The 20,289-nt window shown below is 55.4% G+C and carries 29 protein-coding genes and 2 pseudogenes; 2 read left to right on the top strand and 29 right to left on the bottom strand.

Annotation, left to right across the window (positions count from 1 at the left end):
* Positions 1–43 precede the first annotated feature (43 nt).
* Genes DVA43_RS00845 through DVA43_RS00790 form a run of 12 tightly spaced genes read right to left on the bottom strand, consistent with a single transcriptional unit; the run spans position 44 to position 9,269 of the window.
* Entirely contained in the window at positions 44–610 is a 567-nt protein-coding gene (locus tag DVA43_RS00845) for a hypothetical protein (RefSeq protein ID WP_114314281.1), read from the bottom strand.
* The gene (locus tag DVA43_RS00840) at positions 610–1,074 is read right to left on the bottom strand and encodes a hypothetical protein (protein ID WP_114314280.1); all 465 of its coding nucleotides are present in this window, start codon (positions 1,072–1,074) and stop codon (positions 610–612) included. Before DVA43_RS00840 ends, DVA43_RS00845 begins: the two co-directional genes overlap by 1 nt.
* Complete coding sequence (locus DVA43_RS00835) at positions 1,074–3,551, bottom strand: hypothetical protein (protein WP_114314279.1); 2,478 nt, start codon at positions 3,549–3,551, stop codon at positions 1,074–1,076. The genes DVA43_RS00840 and DVA43_RS00835 overlap by 1 nt, the downstream gene beginning before the upstream one ends.
* The gene (locus tag DVA43_RS00830) at positions 3,551–4,156 is read right to left on the bottom strand and encodes a hypothetical protein (RefSeq protein ID WP_114314278.1); all 606 of its coding nucleotides are present in this window, start codon (positions 4,154–4,156) and stop codon (positions 3,551–3,553) included. The genes DVA43_RS00835 and DVA43_RS00830 overlap by 1 nt, the downstream gene beginning before the upstream one ends.
* On the bottom strand, positions 4,156–4,479 hold the full coding sequence (gene gp10, locus DVA43_RS00825) for a capsid staple protein (RefSeq protein WP_114314277.1): 324 nt from the start codon (positions 4,477–4,479) through the stop codon (positions 4,156–4,158). Before gp10 ends, DVA43_RS00830 begins: the two co-directional genes overlap by 1 nt.
* A 52-nt stretch (positions 4,480–4,531) precedes the next feature.
* Positions 4,532–4,876 carry a hypothetical protein gene (locus tag DVA43_RS00820; protein ID WP_114314276.1) on the bottom strand — a complete coding sequence of 115 codons (345 nt, stop codon included), beginning with the start codon at positions 4,874–4,876 and terminating at the stop codon, positions 4,532–4,534.
* 10 nt (positions 4,877–4,886) lie between these two features.
* Positions 4,887–5,327: a Bbp16 family capsid cement protein gene (locus DVA43_RS00815; protein ID WP_114314275.1), complete on the bottom strand. Its 441-nt coding sequence runs from the start codon at positions 5,325–5,327 to the stop codon at positions 4,887–4,889.
* Positions 5,328–5,380: 53 nt separating this feature from the next.
* Positions 5,381–6,367 (bottom strand): major capsid protein, encoded by a 987-nt coding sequence (locus DVA43_RS00810; RefSeq protein WP_114314274.1) that lies wholly within the window; start codon positions 6,365–6,367, stop codon positions 5,381–5,383.
* A gap of 13 nt (positions 6,368–6,380) precedes the next feature.
* A complete protein-coding gene (locus DVA43_RS00805; RefSeq protein WP_114314273.1) occupies positions 6,381–7,082 on the bottom strand; it encodes a peptidase in 702 nt (233 codons plus the stop codon).
* A gap of 2 nt (positions 7,083–7,084) precedes the next feature.
* Positions 7,085–7,381, bottom strand: a complete 297-nt coding sequence (locus DVA43_RS00800; protein ID WP_114314272.1) for a hypothetical protein — start codon at positions 7,379–7,381, stop codon at positions 7,085–7,087.
* Positions 7,378–9,048, bottom strand: a complete 1,671-nt coding sequence (locus DVA43_RS00795; protein WP_114314271.1) for a portal protein — start codon at positions 9,046–9,048, stop codon at positions 7,378–7,380. Before DVA43_RS00795 ends, DVA43_RS00800 begins: the two co-directional genes overlap by 4 nt.
* Positions 9,049–9,062: 14 nt before the next feature.
* Positions 9,063–9,269 (bottom strand): hypothetical protein, encoded by a 207-nt coding sequence (locus DVA43_RS00790; RefSeq protein ID WP_114314270.1) that lies wholly within the window; start codon positions 9,267–9,269, stop codon positions 9,063–9,065.
* Positions 9,270–10,135: 866 nt separating this feature from the next.
* Between DVA43_RS00790 and DVA43_RS00785 the strand changes: the two genes are divergently transcribed.
* Positions 10,136–10,555, top strand: coding sequence for a hypothetical protein (locus tag DVA43_RS00785; protein WP_114314269.1), 420 nt, complete (start codon positions 10,136–10,138; stop codon positions 10,553–10,555).
* An 88-nt stretch (positions 10,556–10,643) separates the two neighbouring features.
* Here DVA43_RS00785 and DVA43_RS25010 read toward each other — a convergent pair.
* The 17 genes and pseudogenes from DVA43_RS25010 to DVA43_RS00705 all read right to left on the bottom strand — a co-directional run.
* Positions 10,644–11,870 (bottom strand): annotated as a pseudogene (locus DVA43_RS25010) (terminase); the annotation flags it as partial.
* A 222-nt stretch (positions 11,871–12,092) separates the two neighbouring features.
* A pseudogene (locus DVA43_RS25005) lies at positions 12,093–12,533 on the bottom strand (LAGLIDADG family homing endonuclease); the annotation flags it as partial.
* A gap of 548 nt (positions 12,534–13,081) precedes the next feature.
* Positions 13,082–13,681 (bottom strand): terminase small subunit, encoded by a 600-nt coding sequence (locus DVA43_RS00770; protein WP_114314268.1) that lies wholly within the window; start codon positions 13,679–13,681, stop codon positions 13,082–13,084.
* Between the two features lie 59 nt (positions 13,682–13,740).
* Positions 13,741–14,070, bottom strand: a complete 330-nt coding sequence (locus DVA43_RS00765; protein WP_114314267.1) for a hypothetical protein — start codon at positions 14,068–14,070, stop codon at positions 13,741–13,743.
* Positions 14,071–14,147: 77 nt separating this feature from the next.
* Positions 14,148–14,486 (bottom strand): hypothetical protein, encoded by a 339-nt coding sequence (locus DVA43_RS00760; protein ID WP_114314266.1) that lies wholly within the window; start codon positions 14,484–14,486, stop codon positions 14,148–14,150.
* The gene (locus DVA43_RS00755; RefSeq protein ID WP_114314265.1) at positions 14,479–14,706 is read right to left on the bottom strand and encodes a hypothetical protein; all 228 of its coding nucleotides are present in this window, start codon (positions 14,704–14,706) and stop codon (positions 14,479–14,481) included. Before DVA43_RS00755 ends, DVA43_RS00760 begins: the two co-directional genes overlap by 8 nt.
* Entirely contained in the window at positions 14,706–14,972 is a 267-nt protein-coding gene (locus DVA43_RS00750; protein ID WP_210406693.1) for a hypothetical protein, read from the bottom strand. Before DVA43_RS00750 ends, DVA43_RS00755 begins: the two co-directional genes overlap by 1 nt.
* Positions 14,962–15,102, bottom strand: coding sequence for a hypothetical protein (locus tag DVA43_RS24650; protein WP_168194631.1), 141 nt, complete (start codon positions 15,100–15,102; stop codon positions 14,962–14,964). The genes DVA43_RS00750 and DVA43_RS24650 overlap by 11 nt, the downstream gene beginning before the upstream one ends.
* Positions 15,099–15,830, bottom strand: a complete 732-nt coding sequence (locus DVA43_RS00745; RefSeq protein WP_114314264.1) for a DUF551 domain-containing protein — start codon at positions 15,828–15,830, stop codon at positions 15,099–15,101. The genes DVA43_RS24650 and DVA43_RS00745 overlap by 4 nt, the downstream gene beginning before the upstream one ends.
* Positions 15,827–16,096 carry a hypothetical protein gene (locus DVA43_RS00740; RefSeq protein ID WP_114314263.1) on the bottom strand — a complete coding sequence of 90 codons (270 nt, stop codon included), beginning with the start codon at positions 16,094–16,096 and terminating at the stop codon, positions 15,827–15,829. The genes DVA43_RS00745 and DVA43_RS00740 overlap by 4 nt, the downstream gene beginning before the upstream one ends.
* A gap of 4 nt (positions 16,097–16,100) precedes the next feature.
* Positions 16,101–16,415 (bottom strand): ead/Ea22-like family protein, encoded by a 315-nt coding sequence (locus tag DVA43_RS00735; RefSeq protein ID WP_210406692.1) that lies wholly within the window; start codon positions 16,413–16,415, stop codon positions 16,101–16,103.
* Complete coding sequence (locus DVA43_RS00730) at positions 16,412–16,615, bottom strand: hypothetical protein (protein WP_114314262.1); 204 nt, start codon at positions 16,613–16,615, stop codon at positions 16,412–16,414. Before DVA43_RS00730 ends, DVA43_RS00735 begins: the two co-directional genes overlap by 4 nt.
* 107 nt (positions 16,616–16,722) lie before the next feature.
* A complete protein-coding gene (locus DVA43_RS00725; RefSeq protein ID WP_114314261.1) occupies positions 16,723–17,190 on the bottom strand; it encodes a crossover junction endodeoxyribonuclease RuvC in 468 nt (155 codons plus the stop codon).
* A 118-nt stretch (positions 17,191–17,308) separates the two neighbouring features.
* Positions 17,309–18,094, bottom strand: coding sequence for a replication protein P (locus DVA43_RS00720; protein WP_114314260.1), 786 nt, complete (start codon positions 18,092–18,094; stop codon positions 17,309–17,311).
* The gene (locus tag DVA43_RS00715; RefSeq protein ID WP_114314259.1) at positions 18,091–18,861 is read right to left on the bottom strand and encodes a DnaT-like ssDNA-binding domain-containing protein; all 771 of its coding nucleotides are present in this window, start codon (positions 18,859–18,861) and stop codon (positions 18,091–18,093) included. The genes DVA43_RS00720 and DVA43_RS00715 overlap by 4 nt, the downstream gene beginning before the upstream one ends.
* Positions 18,862–18,876: 15 nt before the next feature.
* Positions 18,877–19,077 (bottom strand): hypothetical protein, encoded by a 201-nt coding sequence (locus tag DVA43_RS00710; RefSeq protein ID WP_114314258.1) that lies wholly within the window; start codon positions 19,075–19,077, stop codon positions 18,877–18,879.
* 149 nt (positions 19,078–19,226) lie between these two features.
* Positions 19,227–19,457, bottom strand: coding sequence for a hypothetical protein (locus DVA43_RS00705; protein WP_114314257.1), 231 nt, complete (start codon positions 19,455–19,457; stop codon positions 19,227–19,229).
* A 154-nt stretch (positions 19,458–19,611) separates the two neighbouring features.
* Between DVA43_RS00705 and DVA43_RS00700 the strand changes: the two genes are divergently transcribed.
* Positions 19,612–20,196 carry a helix-turn-helix transcriptional regulator gene (locus tag DVA43_RS00700; protein ID WP_114314256.1) on the top strand — a complete coding sequence of 195 codons (585 nt, stop codon included), beginning with the start codon at positions 19,612–19,614 and terminating at the stop codon, positions 20,194–20,196.
* The last annotated feature ends 93 nt before the right edge of the window (positions 20,197–20,289 follow it).

Here is a 20,289-nt window from a genome sequence, read left to right as displayed (position 1 = left end):
CGACTCTCTACCTGACGACCGGATACGGTTGGTACTGTTGGCATCAGTAACCTCCAATTTTGAAGCGAGAGTCTGATCCCATCGCGCCAGATTGCAGCATTGGAGTTGTTCCCGTTTTAGTCTTAAACGGGTTCCATGTACCTCCGGCCATCTGATATGCACCGTACGCCTGTAGCGGGGTAGTCAGCAGCGTTGTCGCAGCACCCATATTTCCCTGTTTTCGTGCAGATACAGCCTGGGCGTCATAGTTCGCAGACTGCGCCTGATAGCCGTACGCTTCGCGCTGGGCATTGTTCACAGTCGTCAGCGCGTCGAGGGTTCCAAACTGGGCCGTATCTCCGAATACATCCAGCGCGCCACCAGTGGATAGATCCGCTCCGGTAGCACCCATGATTGCCGCCTGCGTGCCAGCCGCCTGACGATTCTGGCGACGAACTTGCTCAGCCTGGGCATTGCCCCGGTTGATTGAGTCCTGTGCCTGCGCTTCTGAAACGTCAGCATTCCGTTCTGCCACCGCTGCCGAATACTTGCCAGTCTGATACTGGTTGTAAGCGGATAGTGCGCCAGCGGCCAGGGTCGCTCCGGCTAAGATTGTGGTGGGTTCACACATTATTTTCTCTCCATGTGGAAGCGGTGAAACTGATGGCCGTGAATGCCGTATGGCTGCGGTTCTTCGATAGTGAAGCCAAGCCAGTGCAGCCATACGCGCGCGGTGTGGTTGCGGGCATCGACATAATTTTCAAGATACGGATAAACAGTCAGCATTGCATTGACCACTTTTCCGCAGCGGCGCAGGAACGTGCGCTGATATTTCACCAGCGCGTCGGTGCCTACCAGCCATGGGATCCCGCTGCCGCCGAGCATTGAGGCCGGGGCCACGCCGAAGATGGCGATCACCCTGCCGTTAACCAGCCCGGCACAGGCGAATGTCGAGGTGCGCAGGCCAACTTCCAGCACCCGGCGCGCATCCCAACCATTGGCAGCAAGAAACTCGTCAATGTCAGCCTGGCGCACCTGAGGCAGCATTTCTTCAATGTGGCTGGCGGTGGCCGGTACGATCTGAGCATCAATCATCAGAACCCCCCCACGGTCAGGCGAGGCAGTACAGCCAGCACAGATAGCGGTAGCGGGTCGAGCTGGCGGATCTTCACTCTCCCGTTCTTATCCCAGTTGCTGTCGAGCTTCACTTCCACCTTGCCGGTGGCGTCATCAACCGGGTCGTCATAGAACTCGAATTCGCGCTGCGGGTATTCGTACCAGGCACCGCCGGGGGTCGACGCCCAGATACCGCGGCTGGCATTAACGACCAGCGTTACGGTCGGGATCAGCTGCTTCTTATCCAGCAGCGTTTCCTGCCCGTTGATATTGATGTCCAGCGTCTCGAATTCTGCGGCTATTGGCAGGCCGATATGCACCACCGCGCCCGGTGATTCCAGCGCGACAGAGCCGCCAGTGACGACCTTCTGTGGTTCCACGTTGGCGTCAGAAAGGATGTTGACCGTCTGGCCTTCAAGATGAGAAAGACCGCTGAACGTCGACCTGGCCATCTGCCAGTTTGTGGTGGCCGCGTTGCGCAGAACAGGCGGGACGTTACGGTTAGCACGGATGACAACTGCGTTTGAGCTTGTCACTGAAACGATGTCGCAGCGCAGCTCCATTGCGACCGGTTTCCCGCTATCGGGATCCGTTCCTGTGTACGGGAACTGCAGCTGAGAACCGACATCTGCGCCGGTAAAGTACGCCCCGTCGCTGGCGGTGATGGTGTAATCGACGCGGTAATCCCAGCCTCCGGCGCCGCCGCTGATCGTCATGGTTCGCGATGACGTATTACGCCCGTCGTAGCTCAGGCCGCAGTCAACGAAAAAAGCATCCTCTTCGTTGGTGAACAGGCGGCTTGAAAGGCGCTCAATGTAGCGTTTCACCTGGCCATTGATCGTCCGGTTAACCACGAAGTACACCGCGTCCTCGCTGCCTTCGCTTATCGAGCAAGTGCTCTCATACTTGCCAGTGCTGGACTGCGGGGCCCAGGCGAACACCTGCTGCTCGCGCAGGTAGGTCATGACCAGCAGTTTCCCATCATCACGGATGCAGAACGCGCTGCTGTAGGGCACGATGCAGAATGACCAGTCGATGATGCTGCGCTTCTGAAAGAGGTGGTTTGCGAGGATAGTCAGGTCAGTGCCCTGATACCCGTCCACATCGAACGAATACGCCAGATCCCGGACGGCGCTCCCCTTCTCCTGGATAAACAGCGCAATGTTTGCCACGGCGATTGGCGGAACGTTGCTGGAGCCGCTATTTCCCTGCGAGCTGAACGAGAATGAGGCCGGATTTAGGACCTTATTCTGGTCCCCGGATATCGTATATTCCCCGCCAGATGTCAGCGCAATCAGGTTACCAACGTCTATCAGGTGGCGGATCTCGTTCACCTGGCGCCCGGCGTAGGTGTAGATGATGCGGTCATCATCCTGCAGCGGATTGCTCTTGCCGAAGTCCTTGTAATCGCCTGTGCGGCTGGCCCAGATGGTTTGCGGGTACGCTGTGGATGCGGCGAAATACAGGCGCTGCTGGTAGTACACGACAGTGCCAGGGTAGCCGTTGACGCTGTTCCAGGCGAAGCGTGCCCACTTGTAGCTGGCGTTGGCAGATCCGACAACCTGTGACGGAATGTAGCTGATCACCGTGGCTGTGGCGGTCAGGCCATCACTTGCAACAGCAGTAATGCGGACAATGCCGAACCCGCTGTGCAGGTATTCCCACTGGATCCCGGTGTCGTCATCGCCGGTGCCGCCCCATCCGTCCCACGACATCCCTTCGGTATGAGACGGGCGCAGGGTGCCTGTCTTCCCGGCAGTGTTGGCGCGGTAGTAGTTGCTGTCAGCGCGGCGTACATCGTCGATCACGGTGGTCTTGCTGGTTTCCCAGACCGGCACGGAATCGATCACTGGCTGCTCGAGGTAGAACAGCTTGCCTACCTGCTCAGCACCGAATATCGCAGAGCTGGCCGTCAGCGTAACGGTTCCGGTACTGGCGCTGGCGTAGACAGTGATCGCTTCGTCGATGTTGATATCTTCGAACGGCCCGTTTTTCGTTTCGACATCCACGATCTGCCAGTTGTCATGCGCGTAACGGCGCAACTCTTTTGGCGGATAAGCCGGGTGAACCAGCGTGAGAACGTCAGCGCTCTGAGTGAATTTGATGCGGAACAGATCGGAATCGGCATACGGCATCGCCAGTTCGTAAATCACGTTGCTGCTGTTCAGCACATACGCACCGTCTTTAATGACGCGCATATAGTTGTGGCCGAACTCCAGCGCATACGTCTGTATCGTGGAGAACTGGAACGGTATCAGCCTACACTTGCGGTCTGCGTATTTCGCCTCGCCGATAAAGCGCGTGCCCGGGCGGTTCTCCACCCCGCCGTACTGCCGGACGATAAAGTTATCGCACTTGCGCAGCGCCACCTGATACTTCGACATGTCGATGCGGCCATACAGTGATGGGCCGATCTCCCCGCCGGCAAAGCTCGGCTGTATCCAGCTAAATGCCATTACGACAACCTCGCTGCTGTGAATTCATCCATTGGCGGCTGCGGCTCCTGCGACTCGTTCAGGCTGTGCGATCCGGCACTGAGGATCACGCGGTTGTACATCGACAGGGCGTTATTGCCGAGGTCAGCACTACCGGTCAGTGGCATGTTGATGGCGGCAGCCAGACGCCAGGACAGCGCCTCGATGAAGATGGCATCGAACATGTTCACGTCGGTGACGCGCCCGACATACTTCAGCCAGGCCGCAGGCTGGTCTGTGTAAATCAGCTTCCCTGTTCCTGCCGCATCAGCGCCAGTCACATACGGAACGCGCATAGCCGCGGTTGGGTTGCGGATACCCGGCAGCATGATTTCAGTGATGCGCATACAGTCAGTTGGGTACTGATAGGCGTACTGCCAGTCCGGTGGCGGATTGTTGGTGTCTGCCAGCGCCACGCGTTTGGTGGCAAAGTTCCAGTCGAAGTCTGCCAGCGCGGCATCGCGGCACGCGTCGAAATGCAGGGAGCACTGCCCGGCTTCCTTGCTGGCTTCATCCAGGCTGTTAATGCTGCGGCTGTTGCCGATGTTGCTCAGCGCGCGGTTGCAGATCTCGATTACGGAAGCCATTACTCACCGCCGTTTCCGTAAAGGGTTTCAGCTGCGGTTTTCTGCGGTTCGCTGGAATCAGGAGCCACAGCCATGTCGGTGATTTGCAGTTCAGCGCGGCGGTAGGTGCCGTCGTCGTCCTGGCGCTCTGAGGTTGATTTAACAATCGCTTTGGCGGTGATCATCACCACTGAGCCAACGGCAGGCGTGCTGATGCCGAGCTTGGTGATGGTTTCGTTATCCAGGCTGATGCAAAGCCCCCACGGATAGTCGTCGCGCGTATGCGTTTCGCCCTTCTCATCCTGAAAGCTGTCGGTACCGGTTTTGAGGTTTACCATTTCCATGATGCACTCCTGCAAGAAAGGGGCCGAAGCCCCTCTGTTTGGTTAGCGAGGCTTACACGCCCAGTTCGGCACGCTTATCTGCGATTTTCTCGCGGAGCGTTTCGGCTTTAGCGTTGTGATGCGGCTTCTCGTTAAAGAGCAACTCATACTCTTCTCGGAGCTTATCCAGATCGTCATCGCCACCATTGCCGCCGTCGTTCAGCGGCTTAGGCTCAACAACAGCAGCCGTTTCACCCTTGTGCTTAGCCTTCTCTTTCGCCGCCTTTGCCGCGTCGTTCAGCGGCTCCAGCGCCGTGCCTGGCTCACCGTCATATTCAACCTCAGAGCCTTCCGGCCAGAGGTTGTTGTGAATATGGGATAAGCGAAGGACGCGGTATCGTGCTTTTTCACCTGACATCGCTATCCCCTTAGCCAGTCACTTTGGAACGAATCGGGTAATAAGGCGTGTTGTTGTCAACATCCAGATTAATGCCCGAGGTGAATGCGCCAGCAGTCAGCGGGCCGGTTCCCACCGAATAGTTGACGCGCAGATAGCGCTGAACTCCAGCCGGAACCTTCGCCGAGAACAGGCGCTTGCCAACTGTCAGAGCCGACAGAACCAGCGCGCCGCTGTCATAGATGGTGGTCCAGGTAGAATTATCCGGGCTGGTCTGCAGTTGGACGTTCAGGGTTGCCGCACCGGCCGCCGTGGCGGTGGTGTCAACAGTCGCCCAGAACTCCAGCGGGTAACCAACACCGATGTCGCGGCGCGTGCCGTCAATCGGGCCCAGGTCAATCACATCCGTTGAAGCAGCAGAAGCTGTAATCGCCTGCTTCTCGGAGAACATCAACAGCTTGTCGAGGATCATATTTGTCTCTCCAGTTAGCCACCCGTCACCGGGCAGCTGGTTTTAGTCAGGCGTTAAACAACGCGCGCTTCGGTTTCGAGAAGAGCGTCGGTTTCGCGGATTGGAACGCCGCGGAAGCTGGTCCACCATTCTCCTTCCGTCTCTTTCACGGAGATCGCAAGTGATGCTTTATCCAGAGACTGAGTATCGAGCGCCTGCGCCACGGTGCGGTTCATATAGAACACTGGTTTACCCATGCCACGATTAGGGATGCGATGTAATGCGCGGATCATGAGGTTGGCGATGTTAGCAGCACTGCCTGGCGCGCTGAGATCGCTCACGTCGATGTTCGCGATGCGAACGACGTAACGCCAGTCTCGCAAGGTCAGGCCAGCATCCCATTTGTAGTGAGTGCGATAACCCTCATAAGGGTTTCCGTTTGAATCCAGCAGCGTCTGCTGACCTTTATTTTCCATCTGCAGGCCTGCTTTCTGGCCTTTCGGGAAAATGCCGTGCACGGTGTTTTCACCCCACACGACCAGCCAGATTGAGGTGTTATCTGTACCGGTACCGCCAGCGTCGATAATGTTCTGGCCATTGCCGGCTGATTTCAGCGAATAACGGGATGACAGACCCATAAACTGCTGCGGGTTAACACCGGTATCGCCGTAGAACAGCGTCTGAGCCATGCGCTGGTTCATACCTTCTAGGAAGGCACGATCTTCAGACAGGCGGAACTCATTGGTATTGCCGTTCAGGTCAGCCAGAGATTTATCGATCTCGGCATAGGTTTCCAGCATCCCCATGGTGTCGGTGATCTGCACCGTGGTTGATTTACCCTTAGGCACACCAGAGTTAATCATTCGCCAGTAGGCGTCAGGTAGGCCGGTGCGGATTGTGGTGCGGTGCCCGGTTGGTGAATTACTTTCCATGAACGGCATATCGTCCAGGATTGGGTTGGTCTGGGAAAGCAGTTCGATAATCTTATCGACCTTCCCATTTGGATCGATGCGCTTACCCCAGTCAGCCAGCGTCAGCGCAGTTAAGCCTTTAACAGCCATGGTTTATTTCCTCTTAATTGCCATAGAGCACGTCGGCAGCGGAGCGCTGACCGGTTTCTTTCCCGGAAACCATGCCGTCTTCTGACATGGCCTTACCGATTTTCACGAACGTTTTCACCAGATCGGGGTGATTACCCAGCCCAGTGGTGTTCAGGTATTCTTTCAGTTCAGGCGTGCCGAACTGGTCCAGCGCACGCTGAGCAGCACTCAGGTTGCCAGTGAGCTTGTCGCCGCCGATCTCTTTATCCGCCTTCACATCAGCGGCCCACTGCTCAGTTGTTGCCTGCCAGGCATCCGCCTGACGCTGCTGCACACCGGCCAGAATTTTCGGGTACGCGTCGACCAGTTTCTGCGCCTGCTCATTGGTCAGGTTCAGTTCGCGGGCAACCGGCTCGAAGTCCTTCAGGGCTTCCGTATCCAGTTCGACGCCTTCAGCGGACTTAAACTCATACGCTTCTGGCGCACCTTCTGGCTTTTTGTCTTTGCCATCGCCCGGCTTATCGCCTTCTGCTGGTTTCTCTTCCTGTGGCTTCTCGCCTTCGTCGCCAGGCTGAGGCTGATCACCTTCCTGTTTTGCAGGTTCGCCAGCAGGTGCAGGTTGTTCGCCAGTGCCCGGCTGTGGCGCGGCTGGTTCAGATGGTGCAGGCGCTGCGCCACCGTCAGCAGGCTGCTCGTTGCAAAGGCGGCGATGCAGCAAACGGTCAAATAAATTCATGGTTACTCCTGTTCACTGGCCTCTGCGGCCATCTTCAGATACTGATCCGGGCAGTGCGCCATGACGCGCTGAAACAGTGCCAGCGCCAGATTGCGCTGCCCTTCGTTGAATGCAGTGATGTGCGGCTCTACGTTGAAGCAGGTGCCGAACACCTGACCTTTCTCCAGCACTGACCAGACAACGCGGCGGCCCTGCACGCTATCCATGACGAATTTGATATCGTCGATTTCGCGTTGGGCCAGAAGCTCCTGCTTTGCGGTCCGCTCGGATTTCAGGTTGTCGTCGTCAAAGTCGGTCATTGCTGCGGCGCTCCTGATGCGTTAGCGATAGCGGTCAGGAGGCTTGGATCGGTTGTCTGCGTCTCGCTGAGCGTCTTGGCACCCTGCGCTGCGGCCTGGCCCATCTGCATTGCCATAGCGGCCTGCTGCTGCTTGGCGCGTTCTTCGCGGATGCCCTGTACCTGCTCCTGAGGAACGATGACGGTCGGCGACACGCCGGACATTTCGGCGAATGCGTCGATAGCCTGATCCACGTCGAGTTTGTCCAGCGCTTCCGGCTTGGCCTGCGCCAGTTGACCGATGAATCCGACAGTCTGGGAAAGGCTGGTGAGGCCGATAGACTTCTGGGCCTGCGCCATCACGGAGATGTACTCGATGCGCAGCGGCATCCCCTGGAGAACGTCCGGCGGCGGCGGCAGCATGTTCTTGCGCACCATGATGGAGAACGTGCGGTCGATCAGCGGGTTCAGGCATTCGTCGTTCAGGCGTTCCAGCACTGGCCCCAGCATCAGGAGTTTTTCCTCCTTCATCTCGATCACCGCTTCCACCGGCATTGAGCGGGTGTTGATGTTCTGCAACATCATGAAGAGGTCGACGAAGTAGGAACTGTTGATGATCTGCCGGGTGTCCTGAATGTCGGCCAGCAGGTCAGCGGTGTTCGGATTAACCAGGTAGGCAGGCTTGAACCCGTCCTGCCCGGTCATAACGTCGAGATAGGTCACATCGCCTGGCAGCAGGGAAACGCGCTGGTTTTTGAGTGATGTCGGTCCAACCATCGGCGGGTTAGTGGCCTTGTCGATCAGCTGCGCTTTACGGCGCTGCTCAACCTGCAGGGCTTTAACCTGACCCAGCGCCAGCATGCCAGGGCAGGACGAGGCGTAAACGTCCTCGCCGTTCACTTCCCAGCGCGGCGCCATGATCGGGAATTCGTCGTAACCGGATTCGCGCAGCAACTTATCGTTGTCGCCGCCGGTCTCGAAGTAGACGGATTTGAACGGCTTGTTCTTGCTGTCCAGCTTCCCGGTGTCGCGGTTAATGTTCGGCATGATGCAGTGGTTAATCTCGATCCACTGCTCATAGGTGCCGTTCTCAAACATGCTCTTAACGGACGTGCTGACGTTCTCCAGACCAAACTCCTGCACCAGTTGGCGCACGGTCATCGAGAACTGGCGGAAGCTGGTATCGACGCTGCCGCGCGGGCTGTTCGCCAGGTAGTAGCAGCCAATCGGGAAAGGCATGGTGCGGATCACGTCCTGGTCATCGTCGAGCACTGCCATTGCAGCGGTGCCGTAGGTGCCGATGCTGCTGTACATGATCGGCAGTGACTGATACAGGTTCGATTTGTTGAACACTTCGTTCATGCGGCGCTGCACGACTTCCAGCCAGATCTTCACCGGGCCGTAATCCATCATGTCAGGGTCAGGCGTTGCCAGTTTGAACCACGGACGAGCCGGGCTGGTAATGCCTGACATCATACCGCTGGACAGAATGCGCTGCGCCAGCGACCCGGTCGGGTCAACAATTTTGGTATTGCGGCGATCGTCACGGTTAACGTCAGAGGTCAGAAAGCGGGAACCGCGCGGATTGATAAAGTCACTCAGGTCGCGCCAGTGCGGCTCGAAAGAAGTGCGCTCGTTCTTCAGCTGTGCGAGCTGCTTCAGCAGCCGCTCTTTTACGGTTTCCGCCATATCTGCCTGCTCCGTTACTGGCCGAGCAGCGTTTTACCGCTGGTATTGGCAGTGGAGGTGTCGCCCTGGGCGCCAGTCAGCAGCGTGGAGCTACGACCGGCAGCCTGGCGGCGTCGGCGCTCTTCATCATCACGCGCAGAAACAACCGCAGCATCCTGCTCCTGAGGTGCTGCCTGAACTTCCGGCGCTGCTGGTACAGATGGCTTGCTGCCCATACACATGGCGAATACTCCGTCGCGATTAAATTATTACCAATTTAACCATATACGGATTAATTTACGTAGTGTATTGACAGAATTGCGAGTTATTATTACCCTTCAGGTAACAATAAGTGCGGCATATGGCACATGTGTCGAAGCGGTCCGGGCGGGTTTGCTACTTCCCCAACCGGGTAGCCGGAATGTGCAAGTCAGCGTTTTCGGTATGCGTGACATAGCGACTCACCATCGTGGCGATCAGGTGTGACACCTCGGAAGAGACGAGGGTGCAGCGATGAGAGCATTGAGTGAACTGAGTTATATGGATTGCCAGATCTTCGGCCTGAGAAACTAAGGACACTGGCAAGACCTTCGTAAATACAATGCTCTCTTCACTGCAGGAAACAGCAGTGAGTGGGTAGGCATGTCTACAAACGGGTATACCCCGTATTGCTGAAGGATCTGAACAATCCAGACGCCACGGCAAGCAAGCCGTGTTACCGAATTGCTGACAGCCTGGAAAGACAGGCACACAACAGGTAAGAGCATTGACTACACCAGACAAGTCGATTGATGTAATGGTAAAGCCACGCAGTGCTCTCTCCGTTGTGGTGAATTGAAAAGGCAGAGGACGTGCTGTTAGGCGTAAGCCGGAATTAGCCACTGGCCACCACAACCCCATCACGCCTTAGGACCGTGATACCAGTAGTACCATTGCTGTGTTGTTTTGGCGGTATTAGAATCCCGAATCGTCGCTGGTACCGCCCCTTTTACAGCAGAGCGCCATTGCGATGACGCTGCGCTGTAAACCCTGTGACGACAGCCAAGGAAGGCACCCTCATTGCTTCCAGTTCGCCCACTTCGGTGGGCATTTTTTTAAGGTGATACCCATGAAGACTGTAGAGTTATTAGCTAAACATCTTAACGAGTGGCCGAAACGGTTTATTCGAATTGTCCAGGGTGGCGATTCGTCTTTCTACGGCGTTCTTGTCGCGAATGAACTTTGCTACGAGCAGATCGAAAATTACTCCATTGCTGGATTGCAACGTGCTGATGATGCTGGATTAGGGGTTACGCAACTTGAATGGATGGAAGCTCAAATGACGGCCAAGGAAAAAGGCATCGAACTTGATCCATCCCGCTGTGTTTTTGGCAAAGAGAAAAGCGATGAAGAATACCGGGAAGATCACTTGTACAGCATGAAATTACAATGCCTGCATGCGGCGCTTATTCAGGATGGTCGCTTCGATAAAACCAATGCGACCAATATCGCAGAAGCCATTAACGCTGGCTTTGACGCCATCAAGTAACATCGTGACCTGTCACAATCAGCCCGCCGATGTGCGGGCTTTGTTTTATCCCCTCCAGCGCATAATCCAGAATTATCCCCCGCGGCGGTTAAGCATAAGGATCATATTCCGTGATGGCCCTGCCCTGCTGGCTCTGCTGGCCGGGAATGTGGATACGCTTTGACACCGGGAAAGCGAAGGTCAGCAGCAGCGCGTCACCCTTGCCCGGGGAGCGGCCCAACCGGTCTTTGATATCTTCCTTCGGCTCTATGACGATCTTCCCGTCCACCCTGACTTTGTACTCTGCCGCCGACAGGTCGTCTGCTGTCTCCTGGTCATCCAGCGCGCCGCCCAGCTTCAGCCAGGTTTTGGCGCTGTTGAACATCTCCCCGCGCTTATTCAGCATCTGCGGGTCAGTCGATGCGCCACCGAACGGCACCAGTTGCCATGTGCGTCCCCAGCCGTCACCGATGGACTTCAGTCCGGTACCGTAACCAAAGTCGATAAACACCGCGTCAGCCTGGTACTGGTCCTCAAAGTCAGCTATGCGCTTCGCCATGATCAGGTCGTCGGTAGTCTTGCTGCCCGTCCAGAGAACTTTGCTGTGCAGGCCCTGGCGCATGTATATCACCGCGTCGTCTACGCCAGAGTATGCCGGGTCAACGCCGATAATCACCGGAGCGTGTGCTACCTGGGCGGCGGTCACCACCCTCTTCATCGCCTCATCGGTGAGGCCAGTCGGGATGAACTGGAGCTCTGAAGCATCCGGGAACACGCCACGCACACGGACTTTCACAAAGTCGCTGTCCTCGCCGTAGTCGTCCACCCACTTCTGCAGTTGCTGTTTGTTGGTGCCTTCCACCGTGCGGCTGTCGATCTGGGCGCACTTCCAGCGGTGTTTGTACTTGCGGAAGCATTCACGGAAACGCCCGGTGTTACGCGTCGGGTTCCCGAACGCCACCCAGATAATTTCCGTGTCCTCGTCCGTCAGCGCACCTTCGGCAACCTCCCAGACCAGATCGGCAATGTTGGACGCTTCGTCGAACACCACGATGATCCGCTTACGTTCGTTGTGAAGGCCGGCGAACGCCTCGGTGTTGTGCTCAGACCACGGAATAGCGTCAGCGCGCCAGCGCTTATCGTGCCCGGTGTCGTTGCTGTACAGGGCGGTGGCGGTGGGCGTGAACCAACTGGAGGTGATAGCCAGCGTTGACCACTTGATGATTTCCGGCCAGGTCTTGGTTCTCAGCTGGTTGTCGGTGTTGGCGGTGACCACCACTTTGCAGTCCTCACAGGTAGCCATGCCCCAGTTGATGAGCATCGAGATAAACGCACTGTTATGCGTGACGATATAATCTCTGGTCAGGAAAAGACCACCGTCAACCTCAAAGCAAATACCAGGCCCTTCCGCTGCCGGCTCAATACTTTCAATCCACTTTGTGGTGTACCGTTTCTCAGCGGCCACTAACTTTTGCTGCTTCCTGTCGATTCTAAATAACCGTGTTTCTCCATCCCAGGTGATATGAGTCGACCAACTGCCAGCAAATTTATTCGGCTTAAACTTTTCGTTTCGCGCGCGAAGTCCAAGTGATCGAGCGATTTCGATCACGTCTCTGGTGAGCTGCCTTGATGCAGACGCAAACGCAGCACCACCACACGCCTTTTCAACCCAGCCATCTGTATCGAGTAGCCCCTGAAGAACTTGCAGCCGCTGCTCAGACTCAATGTAGCGGCGATCAACGCTGGCGTTATATGTGGTGCATCCAAGCAGGCCAGCATTAACCAGATCCACCTTGAGGCCGATGGCTGTTCTGGTTTTCCCATCCACCCGTGTTGGATAAGCGATATTCTCCCATACCTCAGAATCGATATTGGTAATTCTTCCACAGGCCTTATCGCCATCACCAAGCCAGACTCCATAGGTATACGGATCAACTGGCAGCGCCCTGACCGGATAAATCACTCGAGGTGATGCAGGGATCTCCCATTGCCGCGCCATGGAAGTGCCATTTCGGCGCTTAACTCCACGCTCAAGAATGTCGATCGTCTCCACTACTTCCCATTCACCAGATCCGGTTCTTCTTGAGTTTCTTCCGCGGACCTTCCAGAGATGCCCAGATGACACGTCTACTGCGGTGCCATCAGAGAAGGTCACTCGATAAAATGGGCAGGCATCATAATGCCGGGTGCCAAGAACTTTAACGGCCTGCCCGCCCTCACCGAACAGGACATCGCCAGGCCTGATATCTGACACGCATCGCAACCCTTCCGGCGTAGGAACAACATCATCAGGCCTCAGAGCTTTCCCGATCCCGTGGCCGGATGCGCGCGCCAGCATCAACGGCTGATGACGGGTTGCCGGGTTCTGCAGGTGCTCACCTATTTCACGGAACGCGTCAGCCTGCCACTGGCGGGGTCCGCTGGCGTGCGAAAGCTCTGTTCCGGCCTCTCCCCAGGGGAATGCATACATCGCGAAGCCCAGCGGGTCGTGCGTGAACCCGGCGATATCCTCGACGAGCTGCTCTTCTGGCGACAGCACGACATCGGTCATTCGCCACCACCTGCCTGCTCTTTGACACGCTTACGGGCGGCGGCCATGCGGTCGGCTATGGTGATGCTGCCGGAAACCTCCAGTCGCTCTTTGAACGCCATTACGTCGACGTGCTTACCGATCAGTTCGAGGTTCTTCACCTTGTCCGGCCATTTGATTTTTTGCAACGTGGACTCGATATCTTCCTCGTCATCCTTCATCGCCATCCTGATGCGGTTTATGTCCACTGCGCTGATCGACGTTCGCCAGACTTTAGGCCACTGGCTGATCGGTTTCAGGCTGCCGTCATCGTTCAGGATATCCAGCACATCCATCTGGTCGATTTCAACCAGGCGCAGCAGCACGTAATCTGCGCTGACGCGCAGGCGCTTGTTGCGTTCCTCCATCAGCTCAGCAATCCGTTTCTGGATGCGTTCGTCGCGCATCATTACGCTGGCTTTGACGGCTGCAGTCTTAGGCGAAAATCCTGCGTTAATCGCGGCCTGAGTCTGATTTTCCGGACACTTAATCCATTCCTGTGCGTAAGCCTCCTGCATCGCTGTGAGGGGCTTATACTGCGTTGATTTGCGTTTATGCGGTTTTGCTGCTGCGGGCATAATTACCACCGGAGTAATTTAATTACCATGCAGGTAATACTATCACGCCCGCAGAGATGTTACATGACTGGCAGATCGTAAGATTCGGAGCCCGGCGCGCGGTTAATCAGGAAGGTCACCACCCCTATCACGTCGACTTCGTCCAGCGCCTCGCCCTCCACCGCTTCACCGTCGGAGACAATCAGCGCCTTTCCACGCTGCACGGCGAAATGCACGCGCCCGCAGAACGAGATGCACAGCACGCTGGTTTTGGTTGGCCGAATGGCGGTGTTGATGACGGCGAAGCCAGACGATGTTTCGATAACCCGGCAGTTGGCATCTACCTGGCAGATCGTGTCGACGGTGAGTCTGCTTTCTACATAGTCATTGGCGGGGGATGGAAAGCCCATACTGGAACCTCACATGAAAATACTGTATATATGAACAGTATAATCACATGAGGATTAAGTCAATCTATCGTGACATGTCACAGAGATAATTTTGTTTCGTGCCAGCCGTTTGACGCCCAGCACTGCGAATCTCCCTGGCACGGGCAGGAGTTCACCGGCAGGCTGTCGCCGCACTTTCCGCAGCGGTTTGCGCTGATGGCTTTGATGCGGCCGCGCACCCGCGCATCATCCTGACGGATAAGCATCGCGATGTATTCACCCATCTCATACGGCGCACGACCAGGGCGCCGGGCGGCGCAGTTCTGTTCGAGCATTGCCAGTTCCTGCGCGTCGAGCAGCACTTCCAGTTTGCGGTTACCGGATTCAGCCTGGCGTGCCCGCTGCGCTGCTTTGCGTTCTGCTGCGGATTTAGCCATTTCTATTAAGCACCTTTTCCCGATTCTCTTTCCACTTTCGCTCGCGTTCCAGGCGAAGGGTTTCACCGTGGATGAGCGCGTAGAGGCGGTTCTCCATATCGGCGTTGGCAGCCATGCAGATAACTGACCACTGCTCTGGCGTGAACGTGAAAACCTTTTCGCCATCTTTCATGACAACGCAGTTATCCGCTTCATTGCGGTATACGGCAATATCTGACATCACCCCACCTCCTTCTTCGCCAGTTCCTGCATGGTATCACCATAACGTTCGATCCCCCTGGCAAACGCCGCCTGCACGTTGATTTCTCGGATAATCTCTGCGGGAACCATCACCGGCATAGGCACTCTGATCACCGTGCGGCGCAGTTCGGCTATCTCGTCGGCCTGCTCCATGACGCGGGCGTACAGGTCGCTGGCTTCTGCTCGCCACCATTCGACATCGGCTTTAAGGCGGCGCACGCGCCGCTGTTTGAGTTTACTGGGCATGGCTGAATACTCCCTGAATCGTACCCCATGCAATTTCCAGTAGTGACGCCCAGGCTACGTACAGATGAATCCCCGCAGCGACGCCAAATCCAATAACCATGGCATACTTCAACGCTTCGGACTTGCTCACGGCGTCACCTGCTGCTGCGGTGCTGATGGAAGTGGCATCCAGTGGGTTACCCGGCCGCCATTTTCACTTTCAACCCACCACCGGCCGCCATTCCATGAGCAGTTCCACTGGTAGTGAGATTTGCCCAGGCAGTTCTGCTCTTCGACGTAGCACCAGTAGCGTCCAATTTCTTCCGGCATCCGCTCACTGCACGGAATCCAGCCCTGCACAGGCTCGTTCAGAGCATCTCGCTCTGCCTGAATCTTCCCGGCGTCGATTGGGCCCAGTTTGCGGATTGCTTCCAGGCCATCACGCAACGCGTAGGTCTGGCTTACAGGTTCGGCACCCTGAAGCATGGCGGCGCGGCAGGCTTCAAATACCGCATTGTTAAACCTAACACCTTCAAAAAAGATTTTCCCATTATGCTCAAACCAGAACTCGGACTTCTCAACATCGGGTAAGAGGCTTTTAAGCACACCCTCAGACGCTGATAACACAGCTGGCTGCGGTAACTGTGGCGCTGCGTAGAGCGGCTGAGCTGTTACGCTACCCCTCGTTTCCCTATTTTCTTCTGTGTATCGCCAACAACCTTCAGCATCGTCTGACCATCTCCAGCGCCACGCCACCGGCTCCTGCTCCATGCTGGCGAGCAACTGGCGGGCCATTTCCATCTGTTCGCCGCGAGTTAATCCGTACTCAAGCGGTTTGTTGATAAATAGTTCTAAACGCTCTTTGGTAAATTCCATCATTTAAATCCCTCCAGCAGTGGCAGGCGGTAGAGTGGCTTGATTTCCGCGCCGTCGTTTCTGTCTTTCACAGAAATCTGTGCGGTAGAAAAAGATAAAAATGCGCGATCTTGATAAAGCCGCCCATTGCATACCAAGTGCGCCACAGGCTCAGCCGTCAGCGCTGCCAGTGCAATTTCCATAAGGCGCTTTGTTTTTTCAGAGCAGAAGCAATGCTCAAGGTTGTAGCGCACCTCTGCAATCAACTGCTCTTTCGTAAATTCAGCCATATCCCTACTCCCCAACCTTAGTGATGATTCCAGCGGCTACCAGTCCCCGAGTTTCCAGCTCAGCGATGCGCTTCTCTGCGGCTTCCAGCTCATCCAGTAGCGCCAGCATGGTGTCCGGAGTCGATAACTCTGCGAGCCGAGCGTAATTCTCGTTCTCCGAGGAATATTCAGGGAATGAACTGTCGCGCAGAACGGTGAACACAATCCCACCACTGTTACGCAGGCACATTTTCCCGTGGTACTCGACAATCCTTAACGGTTCCTGCGCAGAGCATTGTTGTGCAACTTCACGCAGCTCCTGTTTGTTGATGTTGCTCATTGGGCTGCTCCCTGCTTCTGCTTGTTGTATACGGCCCAGCTCAGAGCATCGAGCTTGTTGCGGCCTGCCTTGTCGTACATGTGGATGCCGTCTTTGCAGGCGTGCTCCTGCTTCACCTGCTCCTCAAGCTCGTTGAGCTGTTCGAACGACAGGGTCGCCAGTTTCAGGCGATTCCAGCCGAAATTTCTTACCTTGCTCATACTTCTGCTCTCCCGCTCCTGACTGCTGCCAGGCGCTCGTTGAATAGTGTCCATATTTACCCCCGCTTACCCGTTTAAGTTATTGATTACTTTGATATCAAAAAGGATCATCGATTAACGCCAGCGCCGTGCCTTGCGATTAACAGCGCATCTGCGAGAGCCTGGCCTTTCGCTTTGGCATCCAGCGCCCGGAGTTCCGGGTAAAGCTGAATTGCCCGGCTGCGCGCCGCGTCTTTATCGCTACCGATCAGCCCGGCTGACTTCTTCCATGCCTGCGGCGTAACCAGCGTGTACGGGATGTTGAGCCCCTGGAGGATCCCCTCAGCTACGCCAGCTGCGTGCCCGAAGGTGAACATGCTGGCTGTGCCCTGCCCTGGCATTGCGCCGACCTGCTCCAGATATGCGTGGCTGATATGAAACTTCTTCAGCCATGCGGATATCGCTGCGCCGTTTACTCTGGACTTTGTACCTACCTTGATGGTTGGCATGTCCATGTGATCGATGTAAGTGCCTCGCGCTGTAATCATCACCAGCGCACCACTGCATCCTGGGTCAATCCCTAAAATCGATGACATAATTTACCTCTCAGGTAATTAAATCCCACATACGGATTAAAATCAATATTTATGCTCATATTTTGTTACCTGATAGGTAATTATACAGGCGTAAAAAAATGCGCTGTCGCGCCGGGTATTACTTGATGATTCCTGCCGCCTTCCCTCGCCTGTATTCCTCCATCAGCCACTGCGCCGGGGTTATCCCTCCCAGGGTGGCGGCGTTCGGCATACATCCGAAACTTCGCCCTGGCGGGTGGTAGGCGTTCCCGCCGGTGTCAGGTGGCGTGGTTATAGGCTCCGGCTTTGCCTGGATGCTCAGCACCGGGTCTGGGATCTGGTGACCGGCCGCCACCTTCGACGCCCATTCATCCAGGAGCTTTCGCGCGTGCTTCTCGACTTCTGCCTCGCTCAGCTGGCGCTGGTACATCGCGCGCCGGGTATCGCACACAATCCAGTACATGACCGGGTGGCGCCACGGGAAGTGTTCAGGTCCGCCTGGCTGCATGCTCTTCTCGCGGGCGTACCGGTGAAACTCCCCCATAACGTCCTCAAGGCTGATCCCCAGCACCATCTTGCTGTCCTTGCACCACTTGATGAACTGCCCGGGCGACGGCCAGAACGGTGATTCGCTGGCGCGTGCGTGGCGCATGCCTGCCGATACCTGCTCCCTGGTACGGATGCCACCCTCGGCGAACGCGGCGATCCACTGCTGCTTTGCGGCAGTCTCCTGCGCAGGCGTTTTCAGGTTGGTCTGTTCAGCTGCCGGGAAGAGCTGCTTGAGCTGCTTAAACAGCGCGTCTACAAGGCGCTCTGCTGTGATGTTAACCACGTTGTCATTGCCAGCATACTGGCGGTCAGAGCCGGTCAGGCGGGCTAATGCATCCCCGTCTCGGTTCTGGATGGCGCTAAAGACGTTATTCACAGGAATTCCTCCCACGCCTCTGGACTGTTCCAGTGCGGTACGTTGTTTTCAGGTGAGGTAAGTTTGTTCTGCCTGCTGACCTGCAGACGTCTGGCAAGTTTTTGCTCCCATTGGGCGTGGTGGAATGCCTTGCCCTCGGCCATCCAGTAAATTCTGAATTCAGCCAGTTCCTGAGGTGTCGGCTGGCAATCCAGGTGAATACCCTGCAGCGATGACACCCGGATAAAATCATCAGACGGGGACCACGACTCATGCATGCAAAATTTCCCGAACTGACCCAGCCCACCAGGAGGAGCAAAGTTATCGATCACGGCGTTGTTTGCGGCGGGTTCTGGAGGCATGAAAACCCCGGTTTCTACGCTGTTCTCCTTCTCTTGGTTATATGACTGGTTAACTGATAGGTTCTGCATCCCGTTTTTGGGATCATTCAACTTCCCGTTTTTGGGATCATTCAACTTCCCGTTTTTGGGTATATTCCCTTTTTCGGGAACATTACCGTTTTTGGGTATGTTTAAAGAGAAAACCCTGACCCTTCTGGTTGCCCCTTTTCTCTCCCCGGTGTCGGAAATAAGCCCTAAAGCAATGAGCGAGATCAGCCCGGCCTGAACGGTTTTTTTATTCAGGCTGGTATCTACTACGAGGCGTTCGATGCTTGGATAGCAGAGGTTGTATTCATCGGCCCGATCAGCCATAGAGAGCAGGATAAGTTTCAGTGATGAGCTGCCTGGGTTGGTTTTCCATGCCCACTCTGTAGCGTGTCTGCTCATGGTTAATACCCGTCGTCAGCTTGAGTGTTGCAGGCTGGCTTCGGCCATGAGCTGCTTAATTTCTGCCTGGCGGCGCAGGCTGCTATTGATGGCACATGTAACGCAGTGACCGTTATAAACGTAACGCTCGCTGTCATGACCATGTTTGCACTTTTTGCCGGTGTAATAACGCTTCAGTCCTGCCTTTGCAGCGTCAAGGCGAGTGATAATGTCCATTCCGTAACCTCATTAACGTTTACTATTACGGTGATTTTTAGTCAGGAACAAAAAAAGATCAACCATATATGGATAATAATTACCTGAGAGGTACGAATAGATATGAAAAGACCGCCAGGCGGCGGCCTAATGGGGTTTATGTAGGAGTGTCAGGAATGGAAGAAGATAACCAACTCAGGCTTAGTTCTGACCCACCCGCGCACTTTACACGCCTTAAATAGCTTTTCCATCAACACTTTACCCGGCATTTTTCGACGGCCAGTTAAGTGCGTCTGAATGTAATTACTTGTCGTTCCGGCCTCTTCCGCAAAGGCTTTACGCTCATCAGGGGTGAGATCAAGCCAGTGCTTCTTGAAATCAAACTTTTCGTTGTCGCTCATAACTATTGCCTGATATTAATTTCAGATAATAAATATTCACCCATCAGGTAACAAAAATCAAGGATTGTTACCCGTCAGGTGCATTTACCTGTGAGGTAATTTCGCTTTAAATTGAACCCATAAATGATTCTTATTTGGAGCGAATTACCACAGCATGAAAAGCATTCAGGAAATCCGCATAAACAATTTAAGTGAACTTATCAATCGTGAGTTCAACGGCGTGCAGACACGTCTTGCGGAAAGAATGGAGACCCCGGCCAATCTTGTTAACCGCTGGGTGCTGGGTAAAAAAGTTATTGGCGACCAGGTAGCAAGGAAAATAGAAGCTGCCGCGAACAAGCCAAGAAACTGGCTGGATATCGACCACTCTCTTTCACAAGAGGGGTATTCACCTGTAGGCCCGAGCGATATCGGTTTGCTGGCAGCTCAAAACCTTGAGCGCTGGATGAGGGAGAGCCGTGACCTGTCATCGCAGGGTAAGCTTCACCGGGCGTCAGGGATCGCCCAGGCCACAATCAACCGCATGCTGAATAACGAAGTCAGCGTATCTATTGCCACACTTGAAACGCTTGCCGCCGCGTTCGGCCGCCATGGTTACGAATTGCTTATCCATCCTCAGGATCCGGCAACCATACTCTATGACCGGGCAAAGTTTGCATCGTTACCTGAAAGCGAAAAAGAGAAGGTTCAGAGCTACATCCAGTTTGTGATTAATCAGAACGCAGAAAAACAAGACTAAATATCTAATATTTAACAACAAAGCCGCCATTGAGCGGCTTTTTTTATGGGCACAATAATTACCTGACAGGTAATTTTTTGCAATCATAGCTAT

Origin of the sequence: Leclercia sp. W6 (assembly GCF_003336345.1) — a bacterium.
GTDB lineage: Bacteria > Pseudomonadota > Gammaproteobacteria > Enterobacterales > Enterobacteriaceae > Enterobacter.
The sequence above is the reverse complement of the archived record's forward strand: the minus strand, read 5'-3'. Positions and strand labels throughout refer to the sequence as shown.

Excerpts from the sequence above, each read along its gene's own strand:
- DVA43_RS00845 (WP_114314281.1), bottom strand. The coding sequence starts at position 610 with ATGTGTGAACCCACCACAATCTTAGCCGGAGCGACCCTGGCCGCTGGC.
- DVA43_RS00840 (WP_114314280.1), bottom strand. The coding sequence starts at position 1,074 with ATGATTGATGCTCAGATCGTACCGGCCACCGCCAGCCACATTGAAGAA.
- DVA43_RS00835 (WP_114314279.1), bottom strand. The coding sequence starts at position 3,551 with ATGGCATTTAGCTGGATACAGCCGAGCTTTGCCGGCGGGGAGATCGGC.
- DVA43_RS00830 (WP_114314278.1), bottom strand. The coding sequence starts at position 4,156 with ATGGCTTCCGTAATCGAGATCTGCAACCGCGCGCTGAGCAACATCGGC.
- gp10 (WP_114314277.1), bottom strand. The coding sequence starts at position 4,479 with ATGGAAATGGTAAACCTCAAAACCGGTACCGACAGCTTTCAGGATGAG.
- DVA43_RS00820 (WP_114314276.1), bottom strand. The coding sequence starts at position 4,876 with ATGTCAGGTGAAAAAGCACGATACCGCGTCCTTCGCTTATCCCATATT.
- DVA43_RS00815 (WP_114314275.1), bottom strand. The coding sequence starts at position 5,327 with ATGATCCTCGACAAGCTGTTGATGTTCTCCGAGAAGCAGGCGATTACA.
- DVA43_RS00810 (WP_114314274.1), bottom strand. The coding sequence starts at position 6,367 with ATGGCTGTTAAAGGCTTAACTGCGCTGACGCTGGCTGACTGGGGTAAG.
- DVA43_RS00805 (WP_114314273.1), bottom strand. The coding sequence starts at position 7,082 with ATGAATTTATTTGACCGTTTGCTGCATCGCCGCCTTTGCAACGAGCAG.
- DVA43_RS00800 (WP_114314272.1), bottom strand. The coding sequence starts at position 7,381 with ATGACCGACTTTGACGACGACAACCTGAAATCCGAGCGGACCGCAAAG.
- DVA43_RS00795 (WP_114314271.1), bottom strand. The coding sequence starts at position 9,048 with ATGGCGGAAACCGTAAAAGAGCGGCTGCTGAAGCAGCTCGCACAGCTG.
- DVA43_RS00790 (WP_114314270.1), bottom strand. The coding sequence starts at position 9,269 with ATGTGTATGGGCAGCAAGCCATCTGTACCAGCAGCGCCGGAAGTTCAG.
- DVA43_RS00785 (WP_114314269.1), top strand. The coding sequence starts at position 10,136 with ATGAAGACTGTAGAGTTATTAGCTAAACATCTTAACGAGTGGCCGAAA.
- DVA43_RS00770 (WP_114314268.1), bottom strand. The coding sequence starts at position 13,681 with ATGCCCGCAGCAGCAAAACCGCATAAACGCAAATCAACGCAGTATAAG.
- DVA43_RS00765 (WP_114314267.1), bottom strand. The coding sequence starts at position 14,070 with ATGGGCTTTCCATCCCCCGCCAATGACTATGTAGAAAGCAGACTCACC.
- DVA43_RS00760 (WP_114314266.1), bottom strand. The coding sequence starts at position 14,486 with ATGGCTAAATCCGCAGCAGAACGCAAAGCAGCGCAGCGGGCACGCCAG.
- DVA43_RS00755 (WP_114314265.1), bottom strand. The coding sequence starts at position 14,706 with ATGTCAGATATTGCCGTATACCGCAATGAAGCGGATAACTGCGTTGTC.
- DVA43_RS00750 (WP_210406693.1), bottom strand. The coding sequence starts at position 14,972 with ATGCCCAGTAAACTCAAACAGCGGCGCGTGCGCCGCCTTAAAGCCGAT.
- DVA43_RS00745 (WP_114314264.1), bottom strand. The coding sequence starts at position 15,830 with ATGATGGAATTTACCAAAGAGCGTTTAGAACTATTTATCAACAAACCG.
- DVA43_RS00740 (WP_114314263.1), bottom strand. The coding sequence starts at position 16,096 with ATGGCTGAATTTACGAAAGAGCAGTTGATTGCAGAGGTGCGCTACAAC.
- DVA43_RS00735 (WP_210406692.1), bottom strand. The coding sequence starts at position 16,415 with ATGAGCAACATCAACAAACAGGAGCTGCGTGAAGTTGCACAACAATGC.
- DVA43_RS00730 (WP_114314262.1), bottom strand. The coding sequence starts at position 16,615 with ATGAGCAAGGTAAGAAATTTCGGCTGGAATCGCCTGAAACTGGCGACC.
- DVA43_RS00725 (WP_114314261.1), bottom strand. The coding sequence starts at position 17,190 with ATGTCATCGATTTTAGGGATTGACCCAGGATGCAGTGGTGCGCTGGTG.
- DVA43_RS00715 (WP_114314259.1), bottom strand. The coding sequence starts at position 18,861 with ATGAGCAGACACGCTACAGAGTGGGCATGGAAAACCAACCCAGGCAGC.
- DVA43_RS00710 (WP_114314258.1), bottom strand. The coding sequence starts at position 19,077 with ATGGACATTATCACTCGCCTTGACGCTGCAAAGGCAGGACTGAAGCGT.
- DVA43_RS00705 (WP_114314257.1), bottom strand. The coding sequence starts at position 19,457 with ATGAGCGACAACGAAAAGTTTGATTTCAAGAAGCACTGGCTTGATCTC.
- DVA43_RS00700 (WP_114314256.1), top strand. The coding sequence starts at position 19,612 with ATGAAAAGCATTCAGGAAATCCGCATAAACAATTTAAGTGAACTTATC.